This is a genomic window from Devosia sp. Root685, from assembly GCF_001427875.1.
Lineage (GTDB): Bacteria > Pseudomonadota > Alphaproteobacteria > Rhizobiales > Devosiaceae > Devosia.
The window spans coordinates 876,914-893,329 of sequence record NZ_LMHK01000001.1 but is presented as its reverse complement, the minus strand read 5'-3'; the positions used below and the strand labels follow the sequence as shown (position 1 = coordinate 893,329).

At 60.7% G+C, this 16,416-nt stretch carries 14 protein-coding genes; 13 read left to right on the top strand and 1 reads right to left on the bottom strand.

What is annotated here, in order from left to right; all coding sequences use genetic code 11:
• Window positions 1–65 precede the first annotated feature (65 nt).
• The 5 genes from rpoC (at window position 66) to ASD83_RS04330 (ending at window position 8,521) form a co-directional block, all read left to right on the top strand.
• Window positions 66–4,250, top strand: a complete 4,185-nt coding sequence (gene rpoC, locus ASD83_RS04350) for a DNA-directed RNA polymerase subunit beta' (protein WP_056308287.1) — start codon at window positions 66–68, stop codon at window positions 4,248–4,250.
• 164 nt (window positions 4,251–4,414) lie between these two features.
• Window positions 4,415–5,365 (top strand): sugar ABC transporter substrate-binding protein, encoded by a 951-nt coding sequence (locus ASD83_RS04345; RefSeq protein ID WP_056308285.1) that lies wholly within the window; start codon window positions 4,415–4,417, stop codon window positions 5,363–5,365.
• Between the two features lie 69 nt (window positions 5,366–5,434).
• A complete protein-coding gene (locus ASD83_RS04340) occupies window positions 5,435–6,559 on the top strand; it encodes an ABC transporter permease (protein ID WP_056308283.1) in 1,125 nt (374 codons plus the stop codon).
• A 3-nt stretch (window positions 6,560–6,562) separates the two neighbouring features.
• Entirely contained in the window at window positions 6,563–7,345 is a 783-nt protein-coding gene (locus ASD83_RS04335; RefSeq protein WP_056308281.1) for an ATP-binding cassette domain-containing protein, read from the top strand.
• A 48-nt stretch (window positions 7,346–7,393) separates the two neighbouring features.
• Window positions 7,394–8,521 (top strand): Gfo/Idh/MocA family protein, encoded by a 1,128-nt coding sequence (locus ASD83_RS04330; protein WP_056308279.1) that lies wholly within the window; start codon window positions 7,394–7,396, stop codon window positions 8,519–8,521.
• On the opposite strand, the gene ASD83_RS04325 is transcribed toward ASD83_RS04330, so the two are convergent.
• Window positions 8,518–9,618 carry an NAD(P)-binding domain-containing protein gene (locus tag ASD83_RS04325; RefSeq protein ID WP_056309853.1) on the bottom strand — a complete coding sequence of 367 codons (1,101 nt, stop codon included), beginning with the start codon at window positions 9,616–9,618 and terminating at the stop codon, window positions 8,518–8,520. The genes ASD83_RS04330 and ASD83_RS04325 overlap by 4 nt on opposite strands.
• Before the next feature lie 500 nt (window positions 9,619–10,118).
• Between ASD83_RS04325 and rpsL the strand changes: the two genes are divergently transcribed.
• From rpsL to ASD83_RS04285, 8 genes are all read left to right on the top strand, one after another.
• Window positions 10,119–10,490, top strand: coding sequence for a 30S ribosomal protein S12 (gene rpsL / locus ASD83_RS04320; RefSeq protein WP_035080811.1), 372 nt, complete (start codon window positions 10,119–10,121; stop codon window positions 10,488–10,490).
• A gap of 12 nt (window positions 10,491–10,502) precedes the next feature.
• On the top strand, window positions 10,503–10,973 hold the full coding sequence (gene rpsG, locus ASD83_RS04315; RefSeq protein ID WP_056308277.1) for a 30S ribosomal protein S7: 471 nt from the start codon (window positions 10,503–10,505) through the stop codon (window positions 10,971–10,973).
• Window positions 10,974–10,985: 12 nt separating this feature from the next.
• Entirely contained in the window at window positions 10,986–13,076 is a 2,091-nt protein-coding gene (fusA, locus tag ASD83_RS04310) for an elongation factor G (RefSeq protein ID WP_056308275.1), read from the top strand.
• A gap of 70 nt (window positions 13,077–13,146) precedes the next feature.
• Window positions 13,147–14,337: an elongation factor Tu gene (tuf, locus tag ASD83_RS04305; protein ID WP_056308273.1), complete on the top strand. Its 1,191-nt coding sequence runs from the start codon at window positions 13,147–13,149 to the stop codon at window positions 14,335–14,337.
• A gap of 67 nt (window positions 14,338–14,404) precedes the next feature.
• Window positions 14,405–14,713, top strand: coding sequence for a 30S ribosomal protein S10 (gene rpsJ, locus ASD83_RS04300; protein WP_056308271.1), 309 nt, complete (start codon window positions 14,405–14,407; stop codon window positions 14,711–14,713).
• Between the two features lie 86 nt (window positions 14,714–14,799).
• Window positions 14,800–15,495: a 50S ribosomal protein L3 gene (rplC, locus tag ASD83_RS04295; protein WP_056308269.1), complete on the top strand. Its 696-nt coding sequence runs from the start codon at window positions 14,800–14,802 to the stop codon at window positions 15,493–15,495.
• The gene (gene rplD / locus ASD83_RS04290) at window positions 15,496–16,113 is read left to right on the top strand and encodes a 50S ribosomal protein L4 (RefSeq protein ID WP_056308267.1); all 618 of its coding nucleotides are present in this window, start codon (window positions 15,496–15,498) and stop codon (window positions 16,111–16,113) included.
• Window positions 16,110–16,403, top strand: coding sequence for a 50S ribosomal protein L23 (locus ASD83_RS04285; protein ID WP_056308265.1), 294 nt, complete (start codon window positions 16,110–16,112; stop codon window positions 16,401–16,403). Before rplD ends, ASD83_RS04285 begins: the two co-directional genes overlap by 4 nt.
• Window positions 16,404–16,416 lie beyond the last annotated feature (13 nt).

Here is a 16,416-nt window from a genome sequence, read left to right as displayed (position 1 = left end):
CCCCATTCACCTTCCAACCCGACCGTCAGCTTGGCTGCGGTCGGGGCGGATAGAGGAGAGAATTGATGAACCATCATTCCCACGTCATGGACCCGTTCAACCCGGCCGTCCCGGTGCAGACCTTCGATCAGATGAAGATCTCCATCGCCTCGCCGGAAAAGATCCTTTCCTGGTCCTACGGCGAGATCAAGAAGCCCGAGACCATCAACTACCGTACGTTCAAGCCTGAACGTGACGGTCTCTTCTGCGCGCGTATCTTTGGCCCCGTGAAGGACTACGAATGTCTTTGCGGCAAGTACAAGCGCATGAAGTTCAAGGGCGTCATCTGCGAAAAGTGCGGTGTTGAAGTCACCCTGAGCCGCGTTCGCCGCGAGCGCATGGGCCACATCGAACTGGCCGCGCCCGTCGCCCACATCTGGTTCCTGAAGTCCCTGCCGAGCCGCATCGCCTTGCTGCTCGACATGACGCTCAAGGATATCGAGCGCATCCTCTACTTCGAGAACTATGTCGTTCTCGACGCCGGCCTCACCCCGTTCACCCAGAACGAGCTTCTTACCGAAGAGCAGTATCTGGATGCACAGGACGAATACGGTGCCGACAGCTTCACCGCCAAGATCGGCGCTGAAGCCATTCGCGACATCTTGCTCAATCTCGACCTCGAAAAGATCGCTGCGGACCTCCGCGTCGAAATCGCCGAGTCGACCACTGAGCTCAAGCCCAAGAAGCTGGCCAAGCGCCTCAAGATCGTCGAGCAGTTCATCGTTTCGGGCAACAAGCCCGAATGGATGATCATGACCATCATTCCGGTCATTCCGCCCGAACTTCGCCCGCTCGTCCCGCTGGACGGCGGCCGCTTCGCCACGTCCGATCTCAACGACCTCTATCGTCGTGTGATCAACCGTAACAACCGCCTGAAGCGCCTGATTGAACTGCGCGCTCCGGACATCATCATCCGCAACGAAAAGCGCATGCTGCAGGAAGCTGTGGATGCTCTCTTCGACAACGGCCGCCGTGGCCGCACCATCACCGGTGCCAACAAGCGTCCGCTGAAGTCGCTGTCCGACATGCTCAAGGGCAAGCAGGGCCGCTTCCGCCAGAACCTTCTCGGCAAGCGCGTCGACTATTCGGGCCGTTCGGTCATCACCGTGGGTCCGTACCTCAAGCTGCACCAGTGCGGTCTTCCCAAGAAGATGGCGCTCGAGCTCTTCAAGCCCTTCATCTACTCGCGCCTCGAAGCCAAGGGTCTCTCTTCGACCGTCAAGCAGGCCAAGAAGCTGGTTGAGAAGGAAAAGCCCGAAGTCTGGGATATCCTCGACGAAGTCATCCGCGAGCACCCGGTTCTGCTGAACCGCGCGCCCACGCTGCACCGTCTTGGCATCCAGGCATTCGAGCCGATCCTGATCGAAGGCAAGGCAATCCGTCTGCACCCGCTCGTCTGCTCGGCTTTCAACGCCGACTTCGACGGCGACCAGATGGCTGTGCACGTTCCGCTCTCGCTCGAAGCTCAGCTTGAAGCCCGCGTGCTCATGATGTCGACCAACAACATCCTGCATCCCGCGAATGGTCAGCCGATCATCGTGCCGAGCCAGGACATTGTTCTCGGTCTCTACTATCTGTCCATCGTGGCAGAGGGTGAGCCGGGCGAGGGCATGTCGTTCGGTTCCTACGCTGAACTCGAACACGCGCTCGACAACAAGGTCGTCACGCTCCACACCAAGATCAAGGCTCGTGTTCCCGCCTGGGACGAAAACGGCAAGCAGATCACCCAGATCGTCGATACGACTCCGGGCCGCATGCTGATCGGTCAGATTCTGCCCAAGAATCCGGCTGTGCCGTTCGCCACCGCGAACCAGCTGATGACCAAGAAGATGATCTCCAAGATGATCGACACCGTTTATCGCGGTTGCGGTCAGAAGGAGACGGTCATTTTCTGTGACCGCGTCATGCAGCTCGGCTTCAAGAACGCCTGCGACGCCGGCATTTCGTTCGGCAAGGACGACATGGTTATCCCTGCGTCCAAGTACACGATCGTGGAGCAGACCCGTAAGCTGGTCGAAGAATTCGAGCAGCAGTACAATGACGGCCTGATCACCCAGGGCGAAAAGTACAACAAGGTCGTCGACGCCTGGGCCAAGTGCGGTGACAAGATCGCCGAAGAGATGATGAAGGGCATTGCTGCCGTTCAGATCGACAAGGAAACTGGTCGTCAGAAGCCGATCAACTCGGTTTACATGATGAGCCACTCCGGTGCTCGTGGTTCACCGGCCCAGATGAAGCAGCTTGCCGGCATGCGCGGCCTCATGGCCAAGCCGGACGGTTCGATCATCGAAACGCCGATCACCGCGAACTTCAAGGAAGGCCTCAACGTTCTCGAGTACTTCAACTCGACCCACGGTGCCCGTAAGGGTCTGGCCGATACCGCTCTGAAGACCGCGAACTCGGGTTACCTGACCCGTCGTCTCGTTGACGTGGCGCAGGACGCCATCATCATCGAGGTGGATTGCGGTACCGAACGCGGCCTCACCATGGAGCCGATCGTCGATGCCGGCCAGATCGTGGCCTCCATCGGCCAGCGCGTTCTCGGCCGTACGACCGCAGATGACGTCTTCCACCCGCTGACTGGCGACCTGATCGCTCCCAAGGGCACTCTGCTCGAAGAGAAGCATGTCGATATCATCGAAGAAGCGCGCATCCAGTCGATCCGCATTCGTTCGCCGCTGACCTGCGATCTCCGCCAGGGGTGCTGTGCCGCGTGCTACGGTCGTGACCTTGCTCGTGGTACCCCGGTCAATATCGGTGAAGCTGTCGGCGTTATCGCCGCCCAGTCCATCGGTGAACCCGGCACCCAGCTCACCATGCGCACGTTCCACATCGGTGGCACGGCACAGGTGGTCGATAGCTCGTTCCTCGAATCCGGCGCCGAAGGCAAGATCGAGATCCGCAACCCCAACCTCGCCAATGTCGAGGGTGGCAAGCAGGTCGTCATGGCCCGTAACGTTGCTCTCGTCATCGTCGATGGCGAAGGCAAGGAACGTGCGACCCACAAGGTGACCTACGGCTCCAAGCTCCTCGTCAAAGAGGGCGACACCGTTCGTCGTGGCCAGCGTCTGGCCGAATGGGACCCCTACACCCGTCCCATCCTGGCCGAAGTCGAAGGCGAAGCGCTGTTCGAAGACATGGTCGACGGTATTTCCGTTGCGGAAAACACCGACGAAGCGACCGGCTTCACCAAGCGTGTTGTCATCGACTGGCGCGGCAACCAGCGTGGTGATGGCCTCAAGCCAGCCCTCGCCATTGCCCGCGGCGGTTCGGTTGCCAAGGTCGATCGTGGTGGCGAAGCCCGCTACTTCCTCTCGGTTGACGCCGTTATCAACGTCGAGCCGGGTGAAAAGGTCGTCCCGGGTGACATTCTCGCGCGTATCCCGCTCGAAAGTGCCAAGACCAAGGACATCACCGGCGGTCTGCCGCGTGTGGCCGAATTGTTCGAAGCCCGTCGTCCGAAGGATCACGCCATCATCGCCGAGATCGATGGTACCATCCGCTTCGGTCGCGACTACAAGAACAAGCGTCGCGTCATCATCGAGCCGAACGTCGATGGTGCTGATCCCGTTGAATACCTGATCCCGAAGGGCAAGCCATTCCACCTCCAGGAAGGCGACGCTATCGAGAAGGGCGAATACATTCTGGACGGCAATCCCGCTCCGCACGACATCCTTGCCATCAAGGGCGTCGAGGAACTGGCACGCTACCTCGTCAACGAGATCCAGGAAGTCTATCGTCTGCAGGGCGTGTTGATTAACGACAAGCACATCGAGGTGATCGTTCGCCAGATGCTGCAGAAGGTCGAAATCGTCCTGCCGGGTGACTCGGGCCTCCTCAAGGACGAGCAGCTCGACAAGCTCGACTTCGATGAACTCAACGACGCGCTGATCAGCGAAGGCAAGAAGCCGGCAACCGCTAACCCGGTTCTGCTCGGCATCACCAAGGCTTCGCTCCAGACCCGCTCCTTCGTGTCCGCGGCTTCCTTCCAGGAAACCACCCGCGTGCTCACCGAAGCGGCCGTCTCCGGCAAGGCCGACCTTCTCGAAGGCCTCAAGGAAAACGTCATCGTTGGCCGCCTCATCCCGGCCGGTACCGGTGCGGGCCAGACCAAGGCCAAGCTCATCGCGTCCAAGCGCGACGACCTCATTCTCGAGGAACGCCGCCGCCAGGCCGAAACCACCCGTCTCGCGGCTCCCGCCGCCGAGTAAGGTTTCGGACTACCAAATTGGAAAGGGGCCCTCCGGGGCCCCTTTTTTATTGCCCGAAAGTCGCGCTTGACCGTGACAGGTAAAAATGGAATGTTTGTTTCGTGAATGATCCAAAATGGAATGTATAAGCCATTTGTGATCTTGGTTCACAAGGGAGGAAATCGATGAACATTCTGACGAAGGGCCTGGCGGCCCTGGCGCTGGCTGCCATTGCATTGCCAGCCGTTGCCATCCCGGCCGCAGCCGAGGGCGAGCGTTTCGTACTCGTGTCTCACGCGCCGGATTCCGATAGTTGGTGGAACACCATCAAGAACGCCATTGCTTTGGCTGGCGAGCAGATGGGCGTGACCGTCGAATACCGCAATCCGCCGACGGGCGACCTTGCCGATATGGCGCGCATCATCGAGCAGGCGGCTGCGTCCAATCCGGACGGTATCATCTCGACCATCGCCGACTTCGACGTTCTATCCGGACCGCTCGCCGACGCCGTGGCGCGCGGCATTCCCGTGATCACCATCAATTCGGGTACCGTCGAGCAGTCCAAGCAAATCGGCGCCTTGCTCCATGTCGGCCAGCCTGAATACGACGCCGGGTTCGGTGCCGGCGAAAAGGCCAAGGCCGCTGGCGTCACCAGCTTCCTTTGCGTCAATCACTACATCACCAATCCGGCCTCGGTCGAACGCTGCCAGGGCTTTGCCGACGCGCTCGGCGTTGACCTCGGCAATCAGATGATCGACGCCGGCCAGGACCCCGGCGAAATCCAGTCCAAGGTCGCCGCCTATCTCCAGACCAATCCGGACACCAACGGCATCCTGACCCTGGGCCCCACCTCGGCCCATCCGACGATTGCTGCGCTCAATGCCAATAGCAAGGCCGGGGCGATCTTCTTCGGCACTTTCGATCTTTCGAGCGAGATTGCTGCCGCGATCAAGGATGGCACGATCAATTTTGCCATCGACCAGCAGCCCTTCCTGCAGGGCTACCTGCCGGTCGTCATCCTGACCAATCTGGCCCGCTATGGCGTCGTGCCCGGCAATTCGATCAATTCCGGCCCGGGCTTCATCACCAAGGACAATATTGCTCTCGTCGAGCAGTATGCCGGTCAGTACCGCTGATCTCTACGCGCTCGGGGCCGCTTTTGCGGCCCCGGTTGCCAGTGCGGCACTTCAGCAAAGGTAATAGAAATGGTTGAGCAGCCTTCGGGTGCAGCGGCCGCCGACGAGCGCATCCAGCGCCAGTCGGGCCTGCGCCGAGCCTTCGTGCGTCCGGAATTGGGCGCCATGACCGGCACAGTCCTGGTCTTTGTCTATTTCGCTATCGTTGCCGGGGGCACCGGCATGTTCGCTGCCGATGGCATCATGAACTGGGGCGTGGTTTCCGCCCAGTTCGTCATCATCGCGGTCGGCGCTTGCCTCCTGATGATCGCGGGTGAATTCGATCTCTCCGTCGGCTCGATGATCGGTTTTGCCGGCATCGTCATCGCGCTTTTGAGCGTGCATCTGGGCTGGCCCATGTGGGCCGCGATAATCGCCGCCTTCATCGTCGCCATGCTGATCGGCATGGCCAATGGCTACCTCGTCATCAAGACCGGCCTGCCATCCTTTATCGTCACCCTGGCTTCGCTCTATATCCTGCGCGGTCTCACCATCTATTTCTCCATCGCCACCACCCGCCAGACCATTATCGGCGGCGTCCGCGAAGCAGCGGCAGGCGACTGGCTGGCGCCACTCTTCGGCGGCAAAATTCTTGGCTTCGTCTTCGTCTGGCTCGCCGATATGGGCTGGATCGACACCTTCAAGGCCGGCAACAGGGCAGGGCAGCCGGTGGTCGATGGCATTCCCATGCTCATGGTCTGGGCCCTGGCCCTCATCATCTTCGCCCATATCCTTCTCACGCGCACCCGCTTCGGCAATTGGATCTACGCCGCCGGCGGAGACGCTAAGGCCGCGCGCTATGTCGGCGTCCCGGTGAACCGCGTAAAAATCGCCATGTTTGTCTTCTCCGCTTTTTGCGCCACGGTTTTCGCTACCTGCCAGGTCATGGAATTCGGCTCCGCCGCCGCCGACCGCGGCCTCCTCAAGGAGTTCGAAGCCATCATCGCCGTGGTCATCGGCGGCGCGCTTCTGACGGGCGGCTATGGCTCGGTCATCGGTGCCGCGCTCGGCGCCCTGATCTTCGGTGTCGTCCAGCAGGGCCTGTTCTTCGCCGGTGTCGAAAGCTCGCTCTTCCGCGTCTTCCTTGGCGTCATCCTGCTCCTCGCCGTCATCCTCAATACCTATATCCGTCGCCTGATCACGGGGGAGCGCTGAGCCATGGCCGATACACCCCTCATCGAACTCATCGACATCAAGAAGCAGTTCGGCCCCGTCATCGCCCTCAACGGCGTCTCCGTCTCCGTCATGCCCGGCGAATGCCATTGCCTCCTCGGCGATAATGGCGCGGGCAAGTCCACCTTCATCAAGACCATGGCCGGGGTCCACAAGCCGACCTCGGGCGAAATTCGCATGAACGGTCAGAAAGTGGACTTCGCCAATCCGCGCGACGCCATGACCGCCGGCGTCGCCACCGTCTATCAGGACCTGGCGATGATCCCGCTCATGTCGGTCACCCGAAATTTCTGGATGGGCCGCGAGCCGCGAAAAGGCTGGGGACCTTTCCAGTTCCTCGACATGGACAAGGCCAATTGCGTCGCCCTCGATGAAATGCGGCGCATGGGCATTAGCCTCCGCGAGCCCGAACAGGCCGTGGGCACTCTCTCGGGCGGCGAGCGCCAAACCGTCGCCATCGCCCGCGCGGTGTACTTCGGCGCAAAAGTCCTTATCCTCGACGAACCAACCTCCGCCCTCGGCGTCCGCCAGACGGCCAATGTCCTTGCCACCATCGACCGCGTCCGCCAGACCGGCGTCGGCATCATCTTCATCACCCACAATGTCCGCCATGCCATGGCCGTGGGCGATCGCTTCACCGTCCTCAACCGCGGCAAAACCCTCGGCACGGCCCGCAAGGGCGAGCTGAAACCCGAGGAACTGCAAGACATGATGGCCGGCGGCGCTGAATTGGCCGAACTCAGCAGCTCCCTCGGCGGCACTATCTAGCAATCACCCGGGGCGCCCTCGGCGCCTCGCCTTCATCTCGGGGACAACATGACAGACACCATTGGCGTCGGCCTCATCGGCACCGGCTATATGGGCAAATGCCACGCCTTGGCCTGGAATTCGGTCAAAGCGGTCTTCGGCTCCGGCCCCCGGCCGCGCCTCGTTCATCTTGCCGAAGCCAATGCTGACCTCGCCCGCCAACGCGCCGAAGAATTCGGCTTCGAGCGCGCAACAGCCGATTGGCGCGAGCTCATCGCCAATCCCGAAGTGCAGGTGGTGTCCATCACCACCCCCAACGCCTTCCATGCCGAAATGGCCGTCGCCGCGCTCGAAGCCGGCAAACACATCTGGTGCGAAAAGCCGATGGCTGTCGGTTTCTCCGAAGCGCAGCGCATGGAATCCGCCGCGCGCTTGAGCGGCAAAGTCGCCATTCTCGGCTACAACTACATCCAGAACCCACTGGTGCGGCAGATCGGCGACCTCATCGCCACCGGCGCCATCGGCACGGTCAACCACGTCCGCGTCGAAATGGACGAGGATTTCATGGCCGATCCCGAAGCCCGGTTCTACTGGAAGAGCGAAATCAGCTCCGGCTATGGCGCCCTCGACGACTTCGCCGTTCACCCCCTGAGCCTCCTCCAGACCCTCTTCGGCAACCCCACCCGCGTTTTCGCGCACCAATCAAAACCCTATCCCGACCGCCCGACCGTCGATGGCAGCCGCCGCCCCGTCGAAACCTTCGACATCGCCAGCGTGCTCTTCGAGATCGGCAGCATCAGCGGCGTCCTATCGGTCAATCGCTCCGCCTGGGGCCGCAAGGGCCGCATCGCCCTCCAGATCTTCGGCTCCGCGGGTAGCGTGGTCTACGATCAGGAGCGCATGAACGAACTGCAAATCTACCGCGCCACCGGCCCCGCAACGACCCAGGGCTACCAAACCATCCTCTCCGCACCCGCCCACAAACCCTACGACCGCTTCATCCCCGCGCCCGGCCATGGCCTCGGCTTCAACGACCTCAAAGTCATCGAATGCCACGAACTGCTGCGCACCATCTCAGGCGAAAAGGGCAGGGTAGTCGACTTCACCAATGGCCTCGAAATCGAACGCACGGTCCACGCCATGGCGCGCAGCCACGACCAACAGGGCTGGGTGAGAATCGAAAGGCCGAACGCCTAGCTCTTGCGCTCCAGCCCAAGATATTCCGACAATTCCCGGGCCGCCGCGCTGCCGGCCCGGTTCGCACCGATCGTTGAGGCCGACGGCCCATATCCAACCAGATGCACCCGCGGATCCCTGGCCACCTGCGTCGCCAATCGCCCGGTCATGACGATCCCGCCGCTCTCCTCGCGAATCTGCAGCGGCGCCAGATGATCGAGCGCACTGCGAAACCCCGTGCACCAGAGAATGACATCCACATCGAGCGCCGTTCCATCTTCCCAGCGCACGCCCGTCGGCGTGATCTCCGAAAACATCGGCATCCGCTCAAGCACGCCGCGCTCCCGCATCGCCTCGATCGCCGGCGTCACCGGCAAACCAGTCACCGACACAACCGCCCTCGGCGGCAGCCCCGCCCGGACCCGCTCCTCCACCAGCGCCACGGCCGCGCGCCCGTCTTCTTCCCTGAAAGGCCCCTCGCGCCAGCGCGGCGGCGTTCGTGTGACCCAACTCGTCCGCGTCACCTGAGAAATCTCACCAAGCAACTGCACCGCCGAAATCCCGCCGCCAACGACAAGCACATGCTTCCCGGCAAATTCCGCGGCAGCTTTATAGTCCCGCGTATGCAGCTGCCTTCCGCCAAAACTCGCCGCTCCCGGATAGTCCGGAACATACGGCTTCTCCCAGGTCCCGGTCGCATTGATGATTCCACGCGCCGAAAACAGCCCCCGGTCGCTCTCGACCCGCAGCCGCTCTCCACGATCACAAACCACGCTGACATGAGCCGGCCGCACCACGCCAAGCCCGAAATGCTCCTCGTAAGCGGCAAAGTAATGCGGCACAGCCACCGATGCCTGCACGCTCGCATCCGTTCCCGCGAACTCGGCAAAACCCATGCCCGGCAGGTCATGCACGCGATTGACCGTCGATAGCGTGAGAGAGGGCCAGCGATACTGCCAGGCGCCCCCCGGCTGCGGCGCCTGGTCCAGCACCAGAAAGTCAAGCTGCGGAACAAGCCCCAATGCCTTGAGATGATAGGCCGAACTCAAGCCCGCTTGTCCCGCGCCGATCACCACGATGTCGAGTTTGAGGGCGGCGCGTGGTGTTTGGTCGGTCACGTGGGAGAACTCCGGCAGGCTGCCCAGAGTTAGGTGCAGCAATAGAGAGAGGCAAGTCGGTGAAGCGGGCAGGGCTCCCATGTGTGACTCAAAATGAGACTCTGTTAACCCTTGCCGAACGCCTTCGGGCGAATCCGTCCATTGCGCCAATGGGCCGTCAAACCGATCAAACCTCCCGGAATGCATAGCTCTCCCGCGGATATTTTCGCGAAAGAATCCTTGACGGAGCGAGTCAACGGTTCTAAACAGCGCCTACCTTAGCGGTCGGTCGTGATTGTCACACCGGGTCCCTGCCACCTCGCGCGGGAATCCAGGACGATCAAACACACTGTCGGGTAACTAGACGAAGCAAATCCTTGTGCGCATGACTGCCCCTGTTTTCAGGGTTGGTCCGCTGCAAATTGGGGCGCCGCCGACTCCCGGAAGGGTTCGGATGAGCGCCACTTTGGTTTGCTGTGTGTAGACCGTACTGAATATTTTTGGACGATGGAAAGAGCGCAATGCCCACCATTAATCAGCTGATCCGCAAACCACGCGCCAGCAAGCCAAAGCGGAACAAAGTTCCCGCCATGGAAGCCAACCCGCAGAAGCGTGGCGTTTGCTCCCGTGTGTACACCACGACCCCGAAGAAGCCGAACTCGGCTCTGCGCAAGGTGGCCAAGGTTCGCCTGACCAACCAGCGCGAAGTGATTTCGTACATCCCGGGCGAAGGTCACAATCTGCAGGAGCACTCTGTCGTGCTCATCCGCGGCGGTCGCGTTCGCGATTTGCCGGGCGTTCGTTACCACGTGCTGCGCGGTGTTCTCGATACACAGAGCGTCAAGGACCGCAAGCAACGCCGTTCGAAGTACGGCGCGAAGCGTCCGAAGTAAGGAGATCGAGATATGTCCCGTCGTCACCGCGCAGAAAAACGCGAAGTTATTCCGGACGCCAAGTATGGCGATCTCGTTCTGACCAAGTTCATGAACTCGCTCATGAAGGACGGAAAGAAGTCCGCTGCCGAGTCCATCGTCTACGGCGCTTTTGAAATCGTCGAAGTCAAGACCAAGCAGGACCCGATCACCGTGTTCCACGGCGCCCTGGACAATATCCGTCCGGCCGTCGAAGTGCGTTCGCGCCGCGTTGGCGGTGCTACGTACCAGGTCCCGGTCGAAGTCCGTACCGACCGTCAGCAGGCTCTGGCCATCCGTTGGCTCATCGAATCCGCTCGCAAGCGCGGTGAGAACACCATGCGTGAACGCCTGTCCGGCGAACTCATGGATGCCATGAATGGCCGCGGTCAGGCCGTCAAGAAGCGCGAAGATACGCACCGTATGGCTGACGCCAACCGTGCCTTCTCGCACTACCGCTGGTAGTAGGAGCGCCCTATGGCACGCGAATATCCTATTAATCTCTATCGTAACTTCGGCATCATGGCTCACATCGATGCTGGCAAGACGACCACGACCGAACGCATCCTCTACTACACCGGCAAGTCCCATAAGATCGGCGAAGTCCACGACGGCGCCGCGACCATGGACTGGATGGAGCAGGAACAGGAACGCGGTATCACCATTACGTCGGCCGCTACGACCACGTTCTGGAAGGACCGCAACGGTACCCAGCACCGCTTCAACATCATCGACACCCCCGGCCACGTGGACTTCACCATTGAAGTCGAACGTTCGCTCCGCGTGCTCGACGGTGCCGTCGCTCTGCTCGACGCCAATGCTGGCGTTGAACCGCAGACCGAAACCGTGTGGCGTCAGGCTGACAAGTACCACGTTCCGCGTCTCATCTTCGTCAACAAGATGGACAAGACCGGCGCCGATTTCTACCGCTGCGTGGAAATGATCGGTTCGCGTCTCGGTGCCCGTGGCGTTCCGGTTCAGCTGCCGATCGGCGCTGAAACCGAATTCAAGGGTATTGTCGACCTCATCGAGATGAATGCTCTGGTGTGGCGCAACGAAGAACTCGGCGCTCAGTGGGATGTCGTCGACATTCCGGACGACCTCAAGGAAAAGGCCGTCAAGTACCGCGAACAGCTCGTCGAAGCCGCCGTCGAAATGGACGACGCTGCGATGGAAGCGTACCTGAACGGCGAAGTGCCGAACAACGACACCATCCGTCGCCTGCTCCGTCAGGGCGTCATCGGTGCCAAGTTCTTCCTGGTCTTTGCTGGCTCGGCTTTCAAGAACAAGGGCGTGCAGCCCCTGCTCGACGGCGTTATCGACTATCTGCCGTCCCCGCTCGACGTTCCTGCTATCCAGGGCATCGATGCCAAGACCGAGCAGCCGATCGAACGTCACGCCGACGACAGCGAACCGCTCTCGATGCTGGCTTTCAAGATCGCCAACGACCCGCACATGGGTACGCTGACCTTCTGCCGCATCTATTCGGGTCACCTCGAAGCTGGCATCAGCCTGGAAAACACCGTGAAGGGCAAGCGCGAACGCGTCGGCCGCATGTTCCAGATGCACGCCAACAGCCGTGAGCAGATCACTGAAGCCTTTGCTGGTGACATCGTCGCCATCGTCGGCCTCAAGGATACCACGACTGGTGATACGCTGGCGCCGACCAACTCGCAGGTTATCCTCGAGCGTATGATCTTCCCGGATCCGGTTATCGACATCTCCGTCGAGCCCAAGTCCAAGGCCGACCAGGAAAAGATGGGCCTCGCCCTCAACCGCCTGGCTGCTGAAGATCCGTCGTTCCGCGTCAAGACCGACGAAGAATCCGGCCAGACCATCATCTCCGGCATGGGCGAACTTCACCTCGATATTCTCGTCGACCGTATGCGTCGCGAGTTCAAGGTTGAAGCCAATATCGGCCAGCCGCAGGTTGCTTACCGTGAGACGATCACGCGTAAGACTGAAAAGGACTACACCCACAAGAAGCAGTCGGGTGGTTCGGGTCAGTTCGCACGCATCAAGATCACGGTTGAGCCCGGTGAAGTCGGCAAGGGTCTCGAATTCGTCAACGCCATCGTCGGCGGCGCTGTTCCTCGTGAATACGTCCCGGGCGTTTCGAAGGGTGTCGAATCGGTCATGGGCGCAGGCCCGCTGATCGGCTTCCCGGTTGTCGACGTTAAGGTCACTCTGACCGACGGCGCCTACCACGACGTCGACTCTTCGGTGCTCGCCTTCGAAATCGCCGGCCGTGCAGGCTTCCGTGAGGCTCTTCGTGAAGCCGGTCCGAAAATTCTCGAACCGATCATGAAGGTTGAAGTTGTCACGCCAGAAGACTACATGGGCGACGTCATCGGCGATCTCAACTCCCGTCGTGGGCAAATCCAGGGCACTGAAGGCCGTGGTGTTGTCCAGGTCGTGAATGCGTTCGTGCCGCTTGCAAACATGTTCGGGTATGTGAACTCGCTGCGCTCCATGAGCCAGGGTCGTGCACAGTATTCCATGGTGTTCGATCACTACGAACAGGTTCCGCAGGCTGTCGCTGACGAAGTCCAGGCCAAGTACGCCTAAAACCAGCGCAAGCTAGTCAAGAAACTCAACTGTATGTCGGCCTTTGCGCTGACAAATTTGGAGAAAAGCTATGGGTAAGGAAAAATTTTCCCGCTCCAAGCCGCACTGCAACATCGGCACCATCGGTCACGTTGACCATGGCAAGACCTCGCTGACCGCAGCGATCACCAAGGTGCTGGCTGAGACCGGCGGCGCGACCTTCAAGGCGTACGATCAGATCGACGCGGCCCCAGAAGAGAAGGCCCGCGGCATCACCATCAACACCGCCCACGTCGAGTATGAGACGGCTAACCGTCACTACGCTCACGTCGACTGCCCAGGCCACGCTGACTATGTGAAGAACATGATCACCGGTGCTGCCCAGATGGACGGCGCGATCCTCGTCGTGTCGGCTGCTGACGGCCCGATGCCCCAGACCCGTGAGCACATCCTGCTCGCTCGTCAGGTTGGCGTTCCTGCTCTCGTCGTGTTCCTCAACAAGTGCGACATGGTCGACGATGCTGAGCTGCTCGAACTCGTTGAGCTCGAAGTTCGTGAACTTCTGTCCTCGTACGAATTCCCCGGCGACGATCTGCCGATCATCAAGGGTTCGGCTCTGGCCGCTCTTGAAGATTCCGACAAGAAGCTCGGCCACGACGCCGTTCTCGAGCTGATGGCTGCTGTCGACTCGTACATCCCGCAGCCGGAACGTCCGGTTGACCAGCCCTTCCTCCTCCCGATCGAAGACGTGTTCTCGATCTCGGGTCGCGGTACTGTGGTCACCGGCCGTGTCGAACGCGGTATCGTCAAGGTTGGCGAAGAAGTCGAAATCGTCGGCATCAAGGCAACCCAGAAGACGACCGTTACCGGCGTCGAAATGTTCCGCAAGCTGCTCGATAGCGGTCAGGCTGGCGACAACGTTGGTGCCCTGATCCGTGGTATCGACCGCACTCAGGTTGAGCGCGGCCAGGTTCTCTGCAAGCCCGGTTCCGTGACCCCGCACACCGACTTCACTGCTGAAGTTTATATCCTCACCAAGGAAGAAGGCGGCCGTCACACTCCGTTCTTCGGCAACTACCGTCCCCAGTTCTACTTCCGTACCACGGACGTGACCGGTATCGTGACGCTTCCCGAAGGCACCGAAATGGTGATGCCGGGCGACAACCTGAACATCAACGTTCAGCTGATCGTTCCGATCGCCATGGAAGAGAAGCTCCGCTTCGCTATCCGTGAAGGTGGCCGTACTGTTGGTTCGGGCGTCGTCGCCACGATCCTCAAGTAAGCCTTTTGAGACATTCGCGGCGCGCGATTAAGCGCGCCGCGATCTTTTTCCGTCAGGATTTGAGAAGATGAACGGTCAGAATATCCGCATCCGCCTCAAGGCGTTTGACCATCGCGTGCTCGATACGTCGACCCGTGAGATCGTCAACACCGCAAAGCGTACGGGTGCCCAGGTTCGCGGTCCTATTCCGCTGCCGACCCGCATCGACAAGTTCACCGTCAACCGCTCGCCGCACATCGACAAGAAGTCGCGCGAGCAGTTTGAGATCCGGACCCACAAGCGTCTGCTTGACATTGTGGACCCGACCCCTCAGACGGTCGATGCACTGATGAAGCTCGATCTCGCCGCCGGCGTCGACGTCGAAATCAAGCTCTAAGAATAAGAACAAAAATTCCGCGCCTGCCGCCAAATGGGTCCTCTGAAGTCATGACCCGGCAGAGCGCCAACAAGAAGGTATAACCGATGCGTTCTGGATTGATCGCACAGAAGCTGGGGATGACCCGCATCTTCGCCGAGGACGGCTCGCACGTTCCGGTCACGGTGCTGGCCCTGCAGAACTGCCAGGTGGTAGCTCAGCGGACCGTCGAAAAGGACGGCTACGTTGCTCTGCAGCTCGGCGCAGGCCAGGCCAAGGCCAAGAATGTCTCGAAAGCTGAGCGCGGCCACTATGCCGTCGCCAAGGTCGAGCCGAAGCGTCACGTCGCGGAATTCCGCGTTGATGCTGACAACCTCATCGAGGTTGGCGCCACCCTCAAGGCGGACCACTTCGCCGAGGGCCAGCTTGTCGACGTCACTGGTACGTCGATCGGTAAGGGTTTTGCCGGTGGTATGAAGCGCTGGAACTTCGGTGGTCTGCGCGCTTCCCACGGTGTGTCGGTTTCGCACCGTTCGATCGGTTCGACCGGTGGCCGTCAGGACCCGGGCAAGACCTTCAAGAACAAGAAGATGCCGGGCCACATGGGCGATCGTCGCATCACCACGCAGAACGTCAAGGTCGTCAAGACCGACGTGGAGCGCGGTCTGCTGCTGATCCAGGGTTCGGTTCCGGGCTCCAAGGGTGCCTGGATCATGGTCAAGGACGCCGTCAAGAAGCCGGCTCCCGCGAATGTTGCCCTGCCGGGCTCGTTCGAGGCCGCAGCTGCGGGAGAAGGCAAGTAAATGGAACTCAAGGTAACCACTCTCGACGGTAAGGCCGCCGGCACGATCGAGCTCAAGGACGATGTCTTTGGTCTCGAGGTTCGCGCTGACATCCTGCACCGCATGGTTCGCTACCAGCAGCTCAAGGCTATGTCCGGCACGCATGACGTGAAGAACCGGTCTGAAGGCGTGCGCACCGGCAAGAAGTTCAAGAAGCAGAAGGGCGGCGGCGCTCGTCACGGCGATCGCAAGGCTCCCCAGTTCCGTGGTGGTGGCCGTGCATTCGGTCCGACCCCGCGTAGCCACGCGATCGATCTTCCCAAGAAGGTCCGCGTTCTTGCGCTCAAGCATGCTCTCTCGTCCAAGGCCAAGGCTGGCTCGCTGATCGTTATCGACAGCGTTGCTCAGGCTGAAGCCAAGACGGCAGCGCTGCGCACCACCTTCGGCAAGCTCGACTGGGCCAACGTGCTGATCATCGATGGTGCAACTGTCGACCAGAACTTTGCTCTGGCCGCCCGTAACATCCCGAACATCGACGTGCTGCCGATCCAGGGGATCAACGTTGTTTCGATCCTGAAGCGCGACAAGCTCGTCCTGACCAAGGCAGCGCTCGAAGCGCTCGAAGCGAGGTTCGCATGAACAAGCTTGCCGCTTACGATATCGTCCGTAACCCGGTCGTGACTGAAAAGTCGACCATGGCTTCGGAATTCAACCAGGTCGTTTTCGACGTGGCGATTGATGCCAGCAAGACCGAGATCAAGGCTGCCGTCGAGCAGCTCTTCTCGGTCAAGGTCAAGGCAGTGAACACCCTCGTCCGCAAGGGCAAGGTGAAGCGCTTCCGTGGCAAGGTTGGCGTCCGCAATGACGTTAAGAAGGCCATCGTGACCCTCGTCGACGGCCAGTCGATCGATATTTCGACCGGCCTCTAAGGGACAAGAGACA